Here is a 19,561-nt window from a genome sequence, read left to right as displayed (position 1 = left end):
TTAGGAGAGCATTGACTATTTATTCATTTATACCATTTCGGCAAAAGCAAATATAAAACTTGTAAGAGTTTATAAGTGAATTTTAAGAAAAATTATAGAAGATAGATTTTTCCTGAAGAATGGTCCTTCGAAGCCCCAGTAACACTAGCTAAACAATTAACTTCGCCACGTAACTTCAAGACTCCCAAAAGCCCAAATATCAACGCTTCTTTATATTCCACAATTTCCGAAGGGGGAATTATAACATTAACAGTTGAAATCTGCTTTAATCTTTTAATCAAAAATGAATTGTAAGCTCCACCACCAGTTATTAAAACGGAAGCATTGTCGTTGAATTGAGCCTCGAGTTGAATAGCTATATGTTCGGTAAAAGTTCGTAAAACATCTTCGGTTGAAATGTTAAACGAATCTATTAAAGGGAAGACATTTTCTTTCACCCACTCAAGTCCTAAAGATTTTGGAGGCTTTTCAGAATAAAATGACAGTGAATTTAACTGCTGAAGCAAAGTCTGATTTAACTCACCTGATTCAGCGATTTTCCCTCCTTCGTCATACGCTTTACCAAGCTTTTCTGCATATTTATTTAATACGATATTCGCTGGGCAGATATCAAAAGCAATTCTTTTATTGTTTTCTTCAAAAGAACAGTTAGCAAAGCCTCCAAGATTCAAACAATAGTCATAAGCTGAAAACAACAACCTATCGCCTATAGGAACCAAAGGCGCGCCTTGTCCGCCAAGTTTTACATCCTCCACCCGAAAATCGCAAACCACTGTCAATCCAAGTAATTTTGAAATATGCGGCAGGTTTCCGATTTGTAATGTTATCCCTTTATCGCGTTGATGCAGGATAGTATGCCCGTGACTACACACCGCATCAATATCTTGAATATTGTGTTTTTCAATAAATTTTGTAATCTCTTCAGCAAGCTTTTCGGTGTACTTTAGGTTTAAATTTTCAAGTTTATCTTCAGAATAATTTATTGCTTCTTGTAAATCGTTTTTCCAACCTATAGAATACGGTACTGTTTCAGCTGCACGAATATGAAAACTCCAAGAGTTGCCTTCAACATCACCCTGAGATTGATTTAAATTCTGAAGCGAAGTAGGAATATCTTTATTTATTGAGACTTTTAATTCTAATTCCACCAAATCTATCCCATCCAAGGATGTGCCGCTCATTACACCAATAATACGATAAGTTTCTTTTGTCAAAATTTGAAGAATATTTTAAATTTAAATATACCAATGATGATACTAAAAATTTCATATTAAGGGAACCAAATTCTAAATAAATTTCAGATAACATAAAAACCGACAGAATTTCGTCCTAATCTATTGAAAAGTAGCGCTTGATGTTTCTTTATAAATTGGGAATTGTCTTTTTGGTATTTACATTTTATAAGTATCTTTGCCCTTTCTTATAAAAACACAATTTTCACTTATAATAAGCCCTATGGATTTCAGTCTATCCGAAGAACATTTAATGATTCGCGACGCAGCTCGTGATTTTGCACGCACCGAACTTTTACCAGGTGTAATAGAACGTGATAACCAACAAAAATTCCCTGCCGAGCAAGTTAAAAAAATGGGCGAACTCGGTTTCCTAGGAATGATGGTAGATCCAAAATACGGTGGAGGCGGAATGGATACTGTTTCATACGTTCTTGTTATGGAAGAGTTGAGCAAAATTGACGCTTCTTGCTCTGTTATTGTTTCAGTAAATAACTCATTAGTTTGTTATGGTCTTGAAAAATTCGGAACTGAAGAGCAAAAACAAAAGTACTTAACTAAGCTAGCTACTGGTGAAAAGCTTGGCGCTTTCTGTTTAAGCGAACCAGAAGCAGGTAGTGATGCTACATCTCAGCGCACTACAGCAATAGATAAAGGTGACCACTACGTATTAAACGGAACAAAAAACTGGATTACCAATGGTGGGTCAGCAGATTTCTATTTAGTAATCGCTCAAACAGATAAAGAGAAAAAACACAAAGGAATCAATGCTTTCATAGTTGAAAAAGGCTGGGAAGGTTTCGAAGTTGGTCCTAAAGAAGATAAATTAGGAATTAGAGGTAGTGACACACACTCTTTAATTTTTAATGATGTAAAAGTGCCTAAGGAAAATAGAATTGGCGAAGATGGCTTCGGTTTTAAATTTGCCATGAAAACACTTTCTGGTGGACGTATTGGTATCGCTGCTCAAGCCTTAGGAATTGCATCTGGTGCTTACGATTTAGCTCGTGAGTATTCTAAAGTACGTAAAGCTTTTGGTACAGAAATTTGTAACCACCAAGCTATCGCATTTAAATTAGCAGATATGCACACCAGCATTGAAGCTGCTCGCCATTTAGTGATGAAAGCTGCTTGGGATAAAGACCAAGGAAATAGCTACGATATGAGCGGTGCAATGGCTAAACTTTACGCTAGTCAAGTTGCAATGGACGTTACTGTTGAGGCAGTTCAAGTTCACGGTGGAAACGGTTACGTAAAAGAATACCACGTAGAGCGTTTAATGCGTGATGCAAAAATTACACAGATATACGAAGGTACTTCAGAAATACAGAAAATTGTTATTTCTAGAGGATTGCTACAAGACTAGATTGAAACATCTATTTTAAGCAAAACACTTTCTTAGATATTATAAAACCCTTGAAAATTCAAGGGTTTTTTTATGTCCTAATTTTTTAAGATTTGCCCGCTAAAGGACAAATTGGATTTTTACAAAGCAATATCTCAACACTCAAATTATATCGAAAGCCAATCGAAGTTTATATTTCGCTAGTAGCTTGATTTCAATATGTTCAAAAAACACAAATGAAAAACAGCAACGAAGTCCTGAAACTATAAAAAGAAATTCCAAACCAATCCAAAGCGCAACACAGCATCGCGATAAGGTTGTCTTGGTGCGGCAAAGTGATCGTTATTCCCGCCAAATAATGAAGTAAGGTTTTCGTAAACGAAGTAAATGCGAGTTTGTCTAATCTTAGCGTTAAAGAATACATCTACCAATGGATATCCTCCCAGTTTCTGATCGTTCTGCACGTAAAACTCAGCAAGTACAGGATCGTAAGCATTCATATTATACTCGGTGAAATACTTGAACGTAACCCCTGTTTGCATAAACAATGCACGTTTAAACCAATGGTCTTGATAGTATAGTGAGTTTCTAGTAATTAATTGAGGCACGTTAAACACATTATCTCCATTAAAAACCTGCTGATACATTATTGTGTTTTCCAAAGCAAAAACCCCAAATGTAAATTCTTTTTGCGCTTTTATTTTAAGGTAATCTACACGCTCAGAAGCTTGTATTGGCGATGGAGTACTGTCGTTTTCTCTAATTCCAAAATAGGTGTAATCGTCAATACCCGTATAGCTCACAGAGGCATTTCCAAACCTCTTGGTGTTTATTTCAAACTTTAGCTCTTGCGTTTTTACATTATTCAAATTGGTTTTCCAGTTGTAATTTTGGTAATCACTTTGATATAATTGAAAATTGAAATTTGGAGCTACAGAGTGAGTTGTTAAAGATGCCTTCGCATTGTACTCTTCATTCAAATCGTATGAAGCAGCGGCTTGCAGGTAATTTGCATCAAAATCTCCAGCCATATTAATTGCTCCTTTTCCGGATAATTTAAACCCGCGATATTCCTTTTCGTATGCTGCTCCAGCTTCTATAATATTTCCTTTAATCCTGTTTGTAATTCTATTTTCATCGAGAATTAAAACCGAATTATACCCATAATTAAAGTCGTTGTAACCTGCCCAAGCAGTAATTTTCCCCAATAATGAACTGTTATAATCGGCGTAAGCTTTTACATTAAAATCTTCTAGCTTTGTTTTTGTGTACAAATCGGCGTTTTCATACGACGGACCAAAAGCCTTAAAAGGTTTATCTTGCTTGTATTCAAAAAACTTATCCTCATAGCTTAACACATTTCCGATTGTTAAAACAGAATAATTTGTACTATCGCGCTGGCTGAGTAGTTCATAATAATGATCTGCGTAAAAACGAAGCCCTTCTAGTTTGTTTTCAGCATCTTCAAAATTTACATCCAATCTACCTCGGTCGCTAAACTCAGGATCACCATTCATAAATAATCGCAGTGAATTATCTGTTAAACCACCATTTTCTTGATTCATTAAATCCTGTGCTGCAACGTGAGCCCGTACAACATATCGATTGTTTTTTGTTCGATAATTTGAAGTAAAAAGAAAGTTTCCTGTACTCGTTAATATATTTTGATATTTCCCAAGCGATCGCACTCCTTTATAACCAATAGAAAAATTAAACTGCGGTGAGGTATTTACCGTGAAAAAAGCATCTAATTGCTGCCCTTGATTGTAAGCCGTTTTAAAATACAAATCGGTAAACGGTGTAGGTACATTATAATAGTTTACCTCTTCAATTTCCTTATAGTTAAAATGTCTCGCTTGCGCCGCAAAGAGTGGCTTTAAGTTTAATTTATCAAAGGAATAGGCTAGTGAATTATATGTTTGACCGACGTTTGAAAACTGTAGTAATTCAAAATTATCTCTTCGCAAATAATTGAATTTGTATTTCTTATAAATACTAAGTGTGGTATCTACATAAGTAGTATCTCTATCGTGCGAAATGATTTTATAAAAATCTATTGGGGGTTTCTCCTTTTTGGGAGTGTTATTTTGCGAATACACAGTTCCCGAAGCGAACAATATAAGAAGTAGCAATAGGAGTTTTTTCATCTTCGAGATAACTTTTGGGCAAAGGTAATTTATTTTTAATTGAATACGAATGGCTAAATTTCAAACATGTAATCCCAAATTGTCGATTTAAATTATCAGCTTCAAGCGTCAAGTGTTACTATCTTTTTAGAATTCTAGTTTTATTTTTATTAATTGGCGTTTCTTTACTTGATGATTCTTTAAAATTTAATGAGATTTGTATTTAGTATGCTTAAACTAAAAATAAACAACAATCTTCTAGAGTGCGGCACCGATGAGGCAGGCCGCGGCTGCTTGGCTGGACCTGTAACGGCGGCAGCTGTAATTCTTCCCAACGATTTTCAGCATCCTTTTTTAACAGACAGCAAGCAACTTTCAGAAAAGAAACGATTAGAACTAAGAGCTATTATTGAAAAAGAAGCTATTTGCTATTCTGTAGTACATATTATGATGGATGAAATTGATAAAATAAACATCCTAAATGCTTCTATTTTAGGTATGCATCGAGCGATAGCAGGTCTATCTACACCCCCTGAATTCATTGCGGTTGACGGAAACAAGTTTAAACCTTTTAACGATACGCCATTTGAGTGTGTAGTAAAAGGAGATGGAAAATATTTGCATATTGCAGCAGCATCAATTTTAGCAAAAACCTATCGCGATGAGTTTATGTTTGAAATCCACGAAAAGTTTCCGCAGTATAACTGGAAGAAAAACAAAGGATATCCAACCAAGGAACACCGGGAAGCTATTCGCGAAATAGGGAGTTCAATTTTTCATAGGAAAAGCTTTAAACTCCTACCCGACCCAACTTTATTAGATTTATAATTTACCTCCTTAATTATTAGGTGGACCAATTACGGAGGAGAACTGTTGACAACCCGTCAATAAACTATTTAAACAATATGCTAAACGATTGCATTACATTGCTATTTTTGTTTTATGGGAAAAATTAATAGAAATTTATTCGCGGTTTTACTTTTCATCCCAATCCTTTTGGGAGTTTTTGCAAGTTGTGATAACTCACCTTCAAAAACAGGAACACTAATGGATTTTGTTCCAGAAAATGCCGCTGTAGTTTTTAAGATCTCAAATTTCGAAAACTTACAGGCAGATATGGAAAATAGCGCACTGCTTTCTAAGTTTGAAAACACCGAGATCTATTCTTATTTCACTAAAAAGGATAAAATCCTTAAAAACCTTCACCCAACTTCGCAGAGTCTTTTAAGTATAAATAAAGTTAACGATTCTGTTTCTGCTTATACTTTTATTACAAAACACACAGATAAACTATTTCAGTTAGATTCTGTTAAAAACAAATCTGTTGAAACTTTAACGTTAGATAAAAAGTCATTTCAAAGGGTTTCAATTGATGAAAACACAGCCTACTCAACAATTATTGATAGTGTATTAGTAGTTTCTTCGTCCCAACAAATTATTCAGGATATTTTAAATGGGAAGACCGAGCATGATGCTACCTTTAAAAAGGTGTTTAATTTACCTTCCTCAAACGACTTTACAGCATTACTTCGCGGCAAAAAAGAGGCTATAAATGACTCAACAAAAATAAATTTCACATCTTGGAGTGCTTTAGACATTACCTTTTCTTCAGAGAATTTTACAGCAACTGGAATAAGCATGGCTACAGACACTATTCCTCAACTGCTTAATATTTTTGAAGGTCAGATACCACAACAAAATGACGTTGCGCTGTTAATCCCTTCGGATGCAAAAAGTGCTTTAAGCTTTACCTTTAACGACGCAGAAAGTATTCAAGAAAAAATTCGCCATTATAAAGGTGATACAAAACCTATACAAACCACTGGTATATTCGGGTCGGTAAGTGAGGCAGGGATAATCGAACTTAAACAAGAATCTGCAATTTTCATAAAAAGCATTGACGCCTTATTAACTAGCGATGCATTAGCCCGCTTTGTTACTTCAAAAAGTTCATTTCGAGAAGTTGATATTAAAAGTTTTAGCGAACCAAAGTTGTTTAGAGAAACATTTTCACCGCTTATAAATTCTGAAAAAGCTAACTATGTTTTTCAGTTAGATAATTTTTTCGTTTTTACAGAAAGTGAAATTTCTGCACAACAGATTATCAGTGATTATCAAAACAACAACACATTAAAAAACACATCATATTTTGAAAACACGATTGTAGATTTAAGCACCGCTTCTTCATTGTTAGTTTTAAAATTACAAGGAGAATTATCTGAGTCGCTATCTATGTTTTTTCAAAATGACAATACTTTTAAGAATATTTCATTTGAAAAATTTCCACTAGCAGCTTTACAATTTAGCTACGATCGTAATTTCGCTCACGTTACATTAAGCTGCAAAGAAGTAGGTGGAAATGTAAAAAAGTCTACAGAAAAAGTTTCAGAAAAATTCAATGTAAAACTTGAAAACACAATTTTAAACGCACCTAAACTTGTTAAAACCAAGAATGGAGAAAGCAAAATTGTAGTACAAGATATTACGAATAAGCTTTACTTCATTTCTGAAAGCGGGAAAATTCTTTGGACAAAAAACCTAGATTCTGCAATTCTCGGCGAAGTAGAGGAAGTTTCTATTTCAGGAAACAAACACATTGCGTTTACCACTAAGAATGCTTTCTACCTATTAGACAGAAATGGAAAAGATTCTAAATCGTTTCCTATAAAGTTTAAAGATGATGTGACACAGCCACTTTCAGTGTTTGACTACGACAACAATGGAAATTATCGTTTTGTAGTTATCCAGGACAAGGAAGTGCTTATGTACGATAAAAATGCGAAAGTTGTTACAGGCTTTGGTTTTAAGAAGGCGAAAAGCTCGATTGTACAATCGCCAATTCACATTAGAATGGGAAGTAAGGATTATATCGTAATTGCAGAAGAAAACGGTAGTTTAAATATTTTAAGTCGAGTTGGGAAATCTAGAGTTTCAGTTTCTAAAAAATTCAATTTTTCAAATATTCCAATTGCCGAAGAAGACAACACTTTTGTGGTAATTACAAAGGAAAACACTAAAGAAAGAATCTCACAAGACGGTAAAGTTTCATCTTTAAAACTAGATGTTGGCGCTAATTATTGGTTTACTATTTCTGGAAATACAAAGGCTACTCTGGATGATAATTTACTGCGTATAAATGGCAAGCTAGCAGAATTACCCTTGGGAATCTACACACAACCTCAGCTTTATAAGATAAACAGAAGTTACTACACCACCATAACCGAAACTCAAGAGAAAAAGGTTTATGTTTTTGATGAAAATGGAAAACTTCAAAATGGGTTTCCTGTTTATGGAACTTCAGAAGCGAGTTTAAGTCAAGGAAAACGAACTACAAACCTAGTGGTTAAAGGGGATGCAGATTCTGTAATAATGTATTCGATGTAAAAATTAGTACGTTAGTTCTACAGTTTTTTCTCTGATAATTTTTAACGCTTAAGGCATTATAAGGCTATAATCATATAATTATCGGATTACTTAAGTAGAGAATAAAAGGTCGTTTTGAGCTGAATACCAATATTTATCTACTAAACTCAACACATAACCTCTTAAATTTTCCTTAAATCTATTAAAGGTTTCTTATATTTACAATTCTAAACATTCATAAAAATTATACCTAAAAATGAAAAAAAGTACTTTTAAACCACTACTGGTTTTAATCATTGCTTTATTTAGCTTTGGATTAAGTGCCCAGAACAATTCGTTGTGGACGAAAGCTCGCAACACAGACACAGAATCTCTGCAAAAAGAATTTCGCAGAACTATGCCTGCAGAATACAGCTTATACAAATTAAATACACCATCGCTAAGATCTGCATTGGCACAAGCTCCAGCTAGAAATACTGGAAATTCAAATGTAATTATAAAGCTACCTTCAAATAATGGTGAACTTCAAAGCTTCCGCGTATATGAAGCTTCAGTTATGTCTCCTGAATTACAAGACAGATACAGAAACATTCGTTCGTACACTGCAAAAGGTATCGACGACCCAACTGCAATAGCACGTTTTAGTGTTTCAGACTTAGGGTTACACGGTATGATTTCTTCTGGTAATCATTCTACTGTTTACATCGACCCATATACACAAAACAAAGATTTTTATATTTCTTACAACCTAAACCAACTTCCTTCTAATCCAGAAAGTTTTGAGTGTTTAGTTGAAGAGGCTGTTGGGCCAGAGCCAAATTATAACGAAAGAAATGCCAATGATGGTATGTTAAGAACTTATAGACTGGCAGTTGCTACAACAGGTGAATACTCTCAATTTCATTTAAATGATCAAGGGGTACCTGCTTCAGCTACAGACGAAGTTAAAAAGGCCGCTGTACTTGCTGCTATAAACGTAACAATGACACGTGTTAATGGTATTTACGAAAGAGATTTATCTCTTACGATGATTCTAGTACAAAACAATACTGACATTATTTATTTAGATCCTGCAAGCGATCCATTTACAAATAATAATGCAGGAACGCTTATCAACCAAAGTCAGTCTGTAATTGATGCTCAAATTGGTCCTGCAAATTACGATATCGGACATACTTTTAGTACAGGTGCTGGTGGTTTAGCTCAGCTAAGATCTCCTTGTACGGCTAACAAAGCTCGTGGTGTAACTGGTACAAGTAGCCCAAAAGGAGATGCTTACGATGTTGATTATGTATCACACGAAATGGGTCACCAATATGGTGCTAACCATACTTTCAACAACGCTTGTGGTGGTAACCGTAACAACGGTACTGCTGTAGAACCAGGTAGTGGATCTACAATTATGGCATACGCTGGTATTTGTAACCCTAACGTACAAAGTAGAAGTGACGATTATTTCCATGCAAGAAGTATCCAAGAAATGTGGATAAATATTTCTGCAGGTATTGGCCAGTGTGGTGTTCAAACACCAACAGGAAACCAACCTCCTGTAGCTGATGCAGGTCCTGGACGTACAATTCCAAAATCTACTCCATTTATATTAATGGGTACGGCTTCAGATCCTGATGGCGATGCTCTTACTCATACTTGGGAACAAATGAATACTGAAATTGCTCCTATGCCACCAAGAAACACTTCTACTGGCGGACCAGCATTCAGATCGGAAGAGCCTTCAGATTCACCTAACAGATATATGCCAAGAATTAATTTTGTTCTTGTTGGTGACCTTGGTGGAAACAACCCTCCAACATCAAACAGATGGGAAGCAGTTCCTGCTGTAGGTAGAAATATGAACTTTAGATATACAGTTAGAGACAACGCTGCAGGTGGTGGTGCTACAGCAAGCGACAACACTTTCGTTACTGTTGATGAAAATAGTGGACCATTTAAAGTAACTTCTCAGTCAGACCCTAACAACCCAATTACTTGGACTACACAAAGTACTGAAGTTATTACTTGGGATGTTGCAAATAGTGATGCGGCTCCAGTAAACTGCTCTAATGTTGATATTAAATTCTCAACTGATGGTGGCTTTACTTACCCAATTACTATTGCTCTTAATGTACCTAACACAGGAAGCGCAACTATCAACGTACCTAACGTAAACACAAACAATGGTAGAGTAATGGTAATGGCTTCTGACAATATCTTCTACTCTATTAACGATACTAAAATTATCGTAGAAGGTACTGTAGGTACTGAAGACTTCTCATTCGAGAACTTCTCTGTATACCCTAACCCATCTAGTGGAGTATTCAACTTAAGTTTTACTCCTGATTCTAGTGAAAACATTGAAGTATCGCTTTACGACTTAAGAGGTAGAATTATCAATCAGTTTATCTATGACGATGTTAATACTTCTGGAGTATTTAACAAGCAATTAGACTACAACTATATTGATAGTGGAATGTACTTCCTAGTAGTTAAAAACGGAAACAAAACTGCTACTAAGAAATTGATGAAAAATTAATTCTTAATTAAGCTTTTTACACCATAAAAAATGGCCGTCTAAATTTAGACGGCCATTTTAATTTTATAGATATTCTATATTAAAGTAAACGTAAGATTTATTCGAACTTTATCATTTCAGAAATATGTCTTACTACCTGAGAGGTTTTATTTACATTGAAAACCAAATCAAATACAAGCCCTTCTTCGCTAACATCAACTAATAGTTTTCCATCTGTTACTGGGTAATACCCCGCTTCTCCTTTACAGAAACAATGTTTTCCATAATATAGGTTTACATCAGCTAAAGCCGCATTTTCCTTTTTAAGATTTGCAGCTGTTTGCGGAATTTCAAAGTGAATAGTTTCAGAATAATTTCCATCTACAGTTCCCTCAGGCCCCTTTCTAAAATACGTATATTCAACCACCATCGCATCTCCTTCTATCATTTCAGGGTATAAGGAACCAGTGCCGTCGTCCAGAATAGTCAACTTTTTATTCTTATATACTTCAATACCACAAGTACCATCGTTAGGACAACCAGTATTCTTGTTTATAGTCTCTTCCATTGTATTTGTGTTGGTAATAACCGAATTGTTTTGTGTTGTTTTACAAGCGCCAACCATTAATAAAGGCAGCATGTATATTAGTAATTTCATATTAAATAGTTTAAGGTTAGTGTATGGATTTATTTATTGTAAAATTTCTATACTTGAAATATACAAATACCAAACCAAATATTAAGGACAAAAGTATTAAGGCTGTATATGACAGCTTCCAAAAAAACAGCATGAAGTATTGCTAAGGGCTTACTTTTCCAATTCTATTTCCAAATCCAATAAGTCTGGATTTTTAAAGTATTCTATAAAAGACTCTTTTAAAATCACTGTTTTTTGATCTGCTGAAAAAGTTGCTTTAGGGTTTGAAGCTTTTTTAATTTTCCTAGGAAAAGTGTAGTTCAACGTGTACTTAGAACTACTTAAAAATGCTTCGGTATTTTTTAAACTATCTACTTCTTTTTTATGACTTGCTTCATCTTTAATATAGGCGTCGCGCTTAAACACACCATTATTAAAGGTGTAAAGCACACCAATACTCTCTTCTGAAGATTCTTTTTTCTTTTCTTCCGAAGAATTTGAATTTAAGTTTGGCGCCATATTCCCCACCTGGCCTAAGCCCTCGTGAATATTATTTGCCTCACTTATATCTTTAAAATTAGTAGCTATATTATAAACCATTTCAGATGCATCAGAATCTATTTTAATTCCAATGTTATAGTTTTCTAAGGCTTTTAATTTTTTTTGTTCAGAAGCTGAAAGCGTAGCTATACTATCTTTTTTCTCCTCCAAAAATTGTTTTATATATACTATAGTATCAAGTTTTACAGGCACCGAATCCCCCATTGCTCCAGCACTAAAAGCCATCATTTCACTAAGATTAACTTCAACGCTTAAATTTCCAGAACCATCTTCGTTCATAACAAGGGTTTCTGAAAATTGACAACTCACAAATGAGATAGCTAACAGTCCTAGAATAATTAATTTTTTCATAAGTGTTTATTTATTAGGATTGTTTAATATAATTAAGGCAGCTATCACACCTGGAATCCAACCCAAAAGGGTTAGTATCAAAACTATTAAAACAGATCCACATCCTTTGTCTATAATTGATAGTGGTGGAAAAATAATTGCAAGTAAGACTCTCCAAAAACTCATAAAACAAATCTACGTTTTTTTTAATAATGAAATTTACATTAATTCGAATTCGTTTGTCCTAAAATTCGTTGAAATCTCACCCAATACATTTCATTTTATTAGAAATAATCACAACAAATAAAACCTTCAAAATATCACTTTTCATTTGACAATTCTCTTCTCTTATTTCACATTTCATTTCCCTATCTTTGCAAATTCATTTTTTACATAAAATATATGCAACTTTCTGAACTAGAAATCATCCGTAGAGACAAATTAAAGCAGCTGCGAGAAATGGGAATCAACCCTTACCCTGCAGAACTATATCCAGTTACCGAAACCTCTAAAAAGATAAAGGAAAACTTTGAAGAAGGTAAGAAGGTAGTTGTTGCTGGAAGACTTATGTCTAGACGAATTCAAGGAAAAGCATCCTTCGCTGAGCTTCAAGACGCCGAAGGTCGTATTCAAGTATATTTTAACAGAGATGAAATTTGTACAGGCGAAGACAAAACGCTTTACAATGACGTTTATAAAAAATTATTAGATATAGGTGACTTTATCGGAATTGAAGGCGAGCTTTTTAAAACTCAAGTTGGTGAAAAAACCATAATGGTAAAAGATTTCACTCTTTTAAGCAAGGCTTTAAAACCACTACCTCAACCTCGTATTGATGCTGATGGTAAAGTACACGATGCCTTTACCGATCCAGAGCAACGTTACCGCCAACGTTACGCCGACTTAGTTGTAAACCCACACGTGAAGGAAATTTTTATAAAACGCACTAAGCTTTTTAATGCTATGCGTGATTTCTTTAATAAGCGTGGTTATTTTGAAGTTGAAACTCCAATCTTACAACCTATTCCAGGTGGTGCTGCTGCGAGACCTTTCGTAACGCATCACAATTCGCTTGACATTCCTTTATATATGCGAATTGCAAACGAATTATACCTAAAAAGATTGATTGTAGGTGGTTTTGACGGAGTGTATGAATTCTCAAAAAACTTCAGAAATGAAGGGATGGACAGAACGCATAATCCAGAGTTTACTGCAATGGAAATTTATGTTTCCTACAAAGACTACAACTGGATGATGGACTTCTGTGAGCAATTGCTAGAGCACTGTGCTATGGAAGTTAATGGCACAACTGAAGCTACTTTCGGAGAACATAAAATCGACTTTAAAGCACCTTACCCAAGAGTTACAATGGCAGATGCTATTAAAAAATTCACAGGGTTTGATATTACTGGAAAAACTGAAGATGAAATTCGTAAGGCTGCAATAGACCTAGATGTACCAGTAGATAACACTATGGGGAAAGGTAAATTAATCGATGAGATTTTTGGTGAAAAATGTGAAGGCAACTTTATACAGCCAACTTTCATTACAGATTACCCTAAAGAAATGAGCCCGTTGTGTAAAGAACACCGCGATAATCCAGAACTAACTGAACGTTTTGAATTAATGGTTTGTGGGAAAGAAATTGCAAATGCTTATAGCGAGCTTAACGACCCTATTGACCAACGCGAACGTTTTGAAGCACAATTAAAACTTGCCGATAGAGGTGACGATGAAGCAACAGCATTTATAGACTTCGACTTCTTAAGAGCTCTTGAATACGGAATGCCTCCTACAAGTGGAATGGGAATTGGTATGGACCGATTGATTATGTTTTTAACAAATAATGCTTCAATTCAAGAAGTTCTTTTCTTCCCGCAAATGCGTCCAGAGAAAAAGAAAGTTGAAATGAGCGAAGATGAAAAAGCTGTTTTCAATCTTTTAAAAGCTAATTCTCCAATTGACCTAGAAGAACTTAAAACACAAAGTGGTTTAAGCAATAAGAAATGGGACAAAACCATTAAAGGTCTTACAAAAAGTAAGATTGCAAAAGTTGAAAAAACAGACGCAGGTTTGACTGTTTCTTTACTATAAATCAAAATTTGAAATTTTATAAAAGGGAGGCTCCATTTTGGATGCATCCCTTTTTTATTTCAGCAATTTAAACTACAAGTCTACACTTTTCTATTAGTAATTCAATATGAAAGAACAACCTAAAGCTACTCCCCTACAAAACATCATCCGCTATGTATTTTACTTTAGCGGCTTAGTATGCTTTGGTCTTGGTGCTGCTTTTTCAATTAAAGTTCAGTACCTAGGTTTACACCCCTGGGATGTGTTAAACGTAGCCCTTTACGATCAACTCGGGCTAACTATTGGAACTTGGAGTATTATTGTAGGTTTAGCTTTAATTGGGGTATCACTCGTAGTCAGTAAGAAATACGTAAACATCGGTACATTTTTAAATGCCTTGTTAATTGGCCCCATAATGGATTTCTTTTTATGGCTAGATATTTTACCTAACGCAAGTAACACTTGGACAGATTATTTAATTCTATTAGTAGGGATTGTACTTATAGGAATAGGAGGCGGTTTATATGTTTCTGGCGGAGTTGGCGCAGGACCGCGAGACGGCTTTATGCTATCAATATCTGAACGCTTGCGATGGTCTATTAGCAAAGCTAGAATCTTGGTAGAAAGTATTGTACTAGTTATAGGGTATTTCTTAGGAGGACCTGTTTTTTGGGTGACTTTTATCTACACCTTCCTATTAAGCCCTATTTTTCAATTTTCTCTTAAGTTCTTCAGTCGTTTGCGATTAAAACTAGATAAAAAAATAAAGGTTCACTCTACTTGAGCAAACCCTTATTTGTAATTGATTTCTTTTAAAAAGAATATTATTTCTTTCTGAAGTAAATAGTAATTGGCACTCCATTAAAGTCGAAATTTTCTCGAAGTTTATTTTCTATAAAGCGCTTGTATGGATCTTTTACATACTGCGGCAGATTACAGAAGAAAACAAAACTAGGATATGGAGTAGGCAATTGCATACAGAACTTAATTTTTACATATTTTGCTTTGTATGCTGGTGGCGGATAATTCTGAATTATCGGCAGCATAACCTCGTTTAGCTCGCTAGTTTTAATTTTTTTGCTTCGGTTATTGTAAACCTCAACAGCTGTTTCAATAGCCTTGTAAATTCGTTGTTTTGTAAGTACTGAAATAAACACAATCGGCACATCTACAAAAGGTTCTATTTGCTGACGGATATACTTTTCGTAATCCTTAACACTACTAGTGTCTTTATCTTCAACTAAATCCCATTTGTTAGCAAGAATCACAATACCCTTATTGTTTCGCTGTGCTAACCAAAAGATATTTTCAACTTGGCCGTCAAATCCTCTTGTGGCATCAAATACAAGAATAATAACATCGCAATGCTCGATAGCACGAACACTTCGCATTACAGAATAAAACTCTAAGTCTTCTTTTACCTTGCTCTTCTTACGAATTCCCGCAGTATCAACTAAGTTAAACTCAAAACCAAAACGGTTGTATTTTGTATCTATACTATCACGAGTTGTACCTGCAATATCTGTTACGATATATCTATCTTCCCCAATAAGTGCATTAATAAACGATGATTTCCCGGCATTCGGGCGACCAACAACAGCAAATCGCGGTAACTCACTATCATCTGGTTCATCAGTATCAGGTAATGCTTTTACAAGATCATCCAAAAGATCTCCTGTACCACTTCCATTTATACTAGATAGGTTGTATTGATATTCAAATCCTAAGGAATAAAACTCTAATGCGGCATTCACACGTGAAGCACCGTCAACTTTATTAATAGCTAGAAATATAGGTTTTTTTGATCGTCTAAGCAGTTTTGCAACTTCTTGATCCATACCTGTAACGCCACTTTCTACATCTACCATAAAGATAATTGCATCGGCTTCATCTATAGCTAACTCTACTTGTTTATCAATTTCAGCTTCAAAAATATCATCGCTCCCTTTTACATAACCACCAGTGTCTATTAGCGAAAACTCTTTTCCATTCCAATCGCTCTTTCCATAATGACGGTCGCGAGTAACACCGCTCACAGCATCAACTATAGCCTCTCTACGCTGAATTAATCTGTTAAAAAAAGTGGATTTCCCAACATTTGGTCTCCCCACTATGGCAACAATGCTCATAATCTTAAATTTAGGGTGCAAAAATAGGTTTTAGTTCGCACAAAAAATACTATTTTAACCGCTTATAAAAAAATAGTTACTATTTGATATTTTAATATCACGTAAAACTGTAACACTTAAGACGAAGGATAAAAGGGTTTTATAAGTTAAAAAACGCCTCAAAAATCAGAAAACTTTCAGGTTTAAGACAAGGTTTATAGAATGCTGAATCTTCTATTAAATTATTAAAAGTACAAGAGTGAATTATGCTTCCGAATGAAATAGTTTTAAGACCGCGGTTTAAAATCGAGTTAGAACAACCACACTCACAAATACTTGGCAAATTCTCAGAAGCAAAAAACGCACAAGAAAGGTTTCACATATCTTGTATAGACGATCATATTTTCATAAAACTTCCAAAAAACGAGCAGCATTTTTGGTCTCCACAACTTCATTTAGAAATTTCTGAATCCGAAAACACTAGTACCCTTCACGGTTTCTTTGGACCAAATCCAACGGTATGGACTATGTTTATGTTTTTTCACGTGGTAGTAGGGATATTGTTTATGGTAGATTTAATCTGGCTTTATTCCAACCATAATTTAGGAAACCCTATAGCTCTTCAAATCGGGATAGCGGTAGCATTGGTATTTATCTGGTTCATGCTCTATTTAGCTGGAAGTATAGGAAAGAAAAAAGGAAAGCCGGGAATGCGAGAGCTCTATGATTTTATGAATGAGGTTTTAAATTCTAAATAGCAGACGAGTAATCCTTTCCAATAAAGTAGAAACATTTTTTAAGCTTCACTTTTTAGACTTTTTCTTCGCTGGGTTTTGCTGAAAACATTTTTCTAGCATTTCATATAGTTCAGGATGTTTTCTTTTAAAAAGCGCTGGCCGCTCAAAAAAATATTCTGAAGCCACTGCTAAGAATTCTACTTCACTAGTTCCGCCATAGGCCCGAATATCAGATTGATTATTATTTATGGCTTCCATTTCCTCGTGCATTAATTTCAACCAAGGAGTAATATATTGTCGTTGTAGTAGTCGCTCAGGCACACCATCTGCTTCCCCATCCATTTTATCGATAAGGTGAACAAATTCGTGAACCGATGTATTTCCTTTATCAGTTTCATTCTTAAAACCGTGATGCAGTGCTTTTTTAGAAAGAATCATTTGTTTTTCAAATCTTCCCGAACCAACAAGGCCGGCGATAATACGCTTTTCACCATTAGTTTCAAACACAAGTTCGTCGTTGAAATTATCTGGGTAAAGAATAATCCCGCTTAAATTGTTATAATGCCATTCTTTAAAACCAAAAACAGGAATTACAGAACTTGCAGCAATTAGCACTTTATCCAATTCCTCTAAATCTGTATTAACGGCTTCAATATAAACTTCGCTTAAAAAAAGCATCATTCGCTCCCGAAACCTTTTTTGTTCAGATTCAGAAAGATTTCTGTAAAAAAGTACATTCTCCTTCAATAGCGGTTTCCATTCCTCAGGAAATGGTTTAACTGGACGTTTTTTGTTTTGTGTAAAAGCATAAAACGCAAACGCCACTAATGCAATAAAGAGAATTACATAAATCATTACTTGTTATTATACCCAAATCGGCGTAATTGTCTCTCGTCGCTACGCCAATTTTTATTCACTTTCACATATAATTCAAGGTGAATTTGTTTTCCGAAGAATTTCTCTAGATCCTTTCTTGCTTCTATCCCTACTCGTTTTAAGGCCGAACCTTTATGACCAATAATAATCCCTTTTTGGGTATCGCGTTCAACCATAATCACACTGCGAATTCGGATTATGTTGTCATCTTCAAAAAACTCTTCTGTATCAATTTCTACAGAATATGGAATTTCTTTCTTGTAGTGAATCAATATTTTCTCGCGAATAGCTTCGTTTACAAAAAAGCGCTCGGGCTTATCTGTTAGCTGATCTTTTGGATAGAAAGCTGGTGATTCGGGAAGTAATTCGATGATTCGATTAAATACTTCAGGAACTCCAAAATTCTGAAGGGCTGAAATAGCAAAAATCTCGGCATTTGGTACTTTTTCTTGCCAAAGCTGAAGGGCTTCAGTAAGCAGCTCTTCATTACCTTGGTCGATTTTATTTATAAGAAGTAATACGGGAATCTTGGCGTTTTTAATTTTATTAAAGAAAGCTTCATCTTTAAGCTCCTTTTCACCTAATTCTACCAAATACAATAATACGTCGGCATCTTCAAAAGCAGATTTCACAAAATCCATCATACTTTCCTGCAACTGATAAGCAGGTTTTATAATTCCTGGGGTGTCGCTCAATAGCACTTGAAAGTCATCCCCGTTTACAATCCCTAAAATACGGTGACGGGTGGTTTGCGCTTTAGAAGTAATAATTGAAAGTCGCTCGCCCACAAAAGCGTTCATTAATGTACTTTTGCCCACGTTAGGGTTTCCTATTATATTTACGAATCCGGCTTTATGTTTTGTCATTACTGTAGTATTAGTATTGCAAATTTAAAGCTTAATTATTGAATGGATGGATTACAATTCATTTTTAAAAATTCATCATCGAAATCCGTACTTTTGTAATATGTTATTTCCAAAGAAAAAAATAGAACTAGAAGAAGGTGATTACTACCTTACTCCTGAAGGATATAAATGTTTTACCGAACAATATCATTTAAAACGTGGGTATTGCTGTCAAAGTGGATGTCGCCATTGTCCGTATGGGTTTGACCCTTCCACTTCGCGGGTAGGTAAGAAAAATATAAAGCGTCAATAAAAACTTTGCATACTCTATACCATTGCGTGAAACCTCGCACCGCAGAGTCGCAGAGGACGCAAAGAAAAATATACAACATGACTGAAAACGAGATTTCTTCAAAAATTATCGGTGCTTGTATAGAAGTTCATAAACAACTCGGACCTGGACTTCTTGAGAGTACCTATGAAATCTGTTTAGCTCATGAATTAAAATTATTAGGTTTGAAAGTGAAACAACAAGTAGCTTTACCTGTAGTTTATAAAGATATTAAACTTAACGCAGGATACAGAATTGATATGATTGTAAATAACAAAGTTATAATTGAAATAAAATCTGTAGATGCATTAGCATCAATCCATACAGCTCAATTATTAACCTATTTAAAATTAAAAGAATTAAAGCTTGGTCTCTTAATCAATTTTAATTCTGTGAAATTAATTGATGGACTTAAAAGAATTGCAAATAACTTATAACTCTGCGAGCTCTGCGCCTTTGCGGTTAACATTTTCGCTGTAAAGCTACAG

17 protein-coding genes are annotated in these 19,561 nt (G+C 34.9%); 9 read left to right on the top strand and 8 right to left on the bottom strand.

Annotated elements, in window-relative coordinates:
• Window positions 1-92 precede the first annotated feature (92 nt).
• Window positions 93-1,214: an anhydro-N-acetylmuramic acid kinase gene (locus G3A46_RS09635; RefSeq protein WP_165149291.1), complete on the bottom strand. Its 1,122-nt coding sequence runs from the start codon at window positions 1,212-1,214 to the stop codon at window positions 93-95.
• A 241-nt stretch (window positions 1,215-1,455) separates the two neighbouring features.
• On the opposite strand from G3A46_RS09635, the gene G3A46_RS09630 reads away from it, so the two are divergent.
• Complete coding sequence (locus tag G3A46_RS09630) at window positions 1,456-2,598, top strand: acyl-CoA dehydrogenase (protein WP_165149289.1); 1,143 nt, start codon at window positions 1,456-1,458, stop codon at window positions 2,596-2,598.
• Window positions 2,599-2,840: 242 nt separating this feature from the next.
• On the opposite strand, the gene G3A46_RS09625 is transcribed toward G3A46_RS09630, so the two are convergent.
• Window positions 2,841-4,724, bottom strand: coding sequence for a putative porin (locus G3A46_RS09625; RefSeq protein WP_165149287.1), 1,884 nt, complete (start codon window positions 4,722-4,724; stop codon window positions 2,841-2,843).
• A 207-nt stretch (window positions 4,725-4,931) separates the two neighbouring features.
• Here G3A46_RS09625 and G3A46_RS09620 point away from each other — a divergent pair, with 207 nt between their 5' ends.
• The 3 genes from G3A46_RS09620 to G3A46_RS09610 all read left to right on the top strand — a co-directional run bounded on the left by G3A46_RS09620 (window position 4,932) and on the right by G3A46_RS09610 (window position 10,596).
• Complete coding sequence (locus G3A46_RS09620; protein ID WP_165149505.1) at window positions 4,932-5,531, top strand: ribonuclease HII; 600 nt, start codon at window positions 4,932-4,934, stop codon at window positions 5,529-5,531.
• 114 nt (window positions 5,532-5,645) lie between these two features.
• A complete protein-coding gene (locus G3A46_RS09615; protein WP_165149285.1) occupies window positions 5,646-8,087 on the top strand; it encodes a hypothetical protein in 2,442 nt (813 codons plus the stop codon).
• A 235-nt stretch (window positions 8,088-8,322) separates the two neighbouring features.
• Window positions 8,323-10,596, top strand: coding sequence for a reprolysin-like metallopeptidase (locus G3A46_RS09610; RefSeq protein WP_165149283.1), 2,274 nt, complete (start codon window positions 8,323-8,325; stop codon window positions 10,594-10,596).
• Between the two features lie 97 nt (window positions 10,597-10,693).
• On the opposite strand, the gene G3A46_RS09605 is transcribed toward G3A46_RS09610, so the two are convergent.
• The 3 genes from G3A46_RS09605 to G3A46_RS09595 form a co-directional block, all read right to left on the bottom strand.
• A complete protein-coding gene (locus G3A46_RS09605) occupies window positions 10,694-11,233 on the bottom strand; it encodes a hypothetical protein (RefSeq protein WP_165149281.1) in 540 nt (179 codons plus the stop codon).
• A gap of 150 nt (window positions 11,234-11,383) precedes the next feature.
• A complete protein-coding gene (locus G3A46_RS09600) occupies window positions 11,384-12,124 on the bottom strand; it encodes a hypothetical protein (protein WP_165149279.1) in 741 nt (246 codons plus the stop codon).
• 6 nt (window positions 12,125-12,130) lie between these two features.
• Entirely contained in the window at window positions 12,131-12,289 is a 159-nt protein-coding gene (locus tag G3A46_RS09595; protein WP_165149278.1) for a YqaE/Pmp3 family membrane protein, read from the bottom strand.
• 216 nt (window positions 12,290-12,505) lie between these two features.
• On the opposite strand from G3A46_RS09595, the gene lysS reads away from it, so the two are divergent.
• Together lysS and G3A46_RS09585 are read left to right on the top strand one after the other, a co-directional pair.
• The gene (lysS, locus tag G3A46_RS09590; protein ID WP_165149277.1) at window positions 12,506-14,197 is read left to right on the top strand and encodes a lysine--tRNA ligase; all 1,692 of its coding nucleotides are present in this window, start codon (window positions 12,506-12,508) and stop codon (window positions 14,195-14,197) included.
• Window positions 14,198-14,303: 106 nt separating this feature from the next.
• Window positions 14,304-14,960, top strand: a complete 657-nt coding sequence (locus tag G3A46_RS09585) for a hypothetical protein (protein WP_165149276.1) — start codon at window positions 14,304-14,306, stop codon at window positions 14,958-14,960.
• 40 nt (window positions 14,961-15,000) lie between these two features.
• Here G3A46_RS09585 and der read toward each other — a convergent pair whose 3' ends face one another.
• Complete coding sequence (der, locus tag G3A46_RS09580) at window positions 15,001-16,308, bottom strand: ribosome biogenesis GTPase Der (RefSeq protein WP_139856008.1); 1,308 nt, start codon at window positions 16,306-16,308, stop codon at window positions 15,001-15,003.
• A 242-nt stretch (window positions 16,309-16,550) separates the two neighbouring features.
• Between der and G3A46_RS09575 the strand changes: the two genes are divergently transcribed.
• Entirely contained in the window at window positions 16,551-17,042 is a 492-nt protein-coding gene (locus G3A46_RS09575; RefSeq protein WP_165149274.1) for a GTP-binding protein, read from the top strand.
• A gap of 45 nt (window positions 17,043-17,087) precedes the next feature.
• Here the strand turns inward: G3A46_RS09575 and G3A46_RS09570 are convergent, their stop codons facing one another.
• Together G3A46_RS09570 and era are read right to left on the bottom strand one after the other, a co-directional pair.
• Window positions 17,088-17,876, bottom strand: coding sequence for a M90 family metallopeptidase (locus G3A46_RS09570; RefSeq protein WP_165149272.1), 789 nt, complete (start codon window positions 17,874-17,876; stop codon window positions 17,088-17,090).
• Complete coding sequence (gene era, locus G3A46_RS09565) at window positions 17,876-18,763, bottom strand: GTPase Era (RefSeq protein ID WP_165149270.1); 888 nt, start codon at window positions 18,761-18,763, stop codon at window positions 17,876-17,878. Before era ends, G3A46_RS09570 begins: the two co-directional genes overlap by 1 nt.
• A gap of 100 nt (window positions 18,764-18,863) precedes the next feature.
• Between era and G3A46_RS09560 the strand changes: the two genes are divergently transcribed.
• Both G3A46_RS09560 and G3A46_RS09555 read left to right on the top strand, forming a co-directional pair.
• The gene (locus tag G3A46_RS09560; protein WP_165149503.1) at window positions 18,864-19,055 is read left to right on the top strand and encodes a DUF5522 domain-containing protein; all 192 of its coding nucleotides are present in this window, start codon (window positions 18,864-18,866) and stop codon (window positions 19,053-19,055) included.
• Window positions 19,056-19,132: 77 nt separating this feature from the next.
• Window positions 19,133-19,510: a GxxExxY protein gene (locus tag G3A46_RS09555; RefSeq protein ID WP_165149268.1), complete on the top strand. Its 378-nt coding sequence runs from the start codon at window positions 19,133-19,135 to the stop codon at window positions 19,508-19,510.
• Window positions 19,511-19,561: the final 51 nt, after the last annotated feature.

Source organism: Aequorivita sp. KMM 9714 (assembly GCF_011065475.1).
Taxonomy (GTDB): domain Bacteria; phylum Bacteroidota; class Bacteroidia; order Flavobacteriales; family Flavobacteriaceae; genus Aequorivita; species Aequorivita sinensis.
Note: the sequence above shows the minus strand (reverse complement) of the source record. Positions and strands in the feature narration are given on the sequence as shown.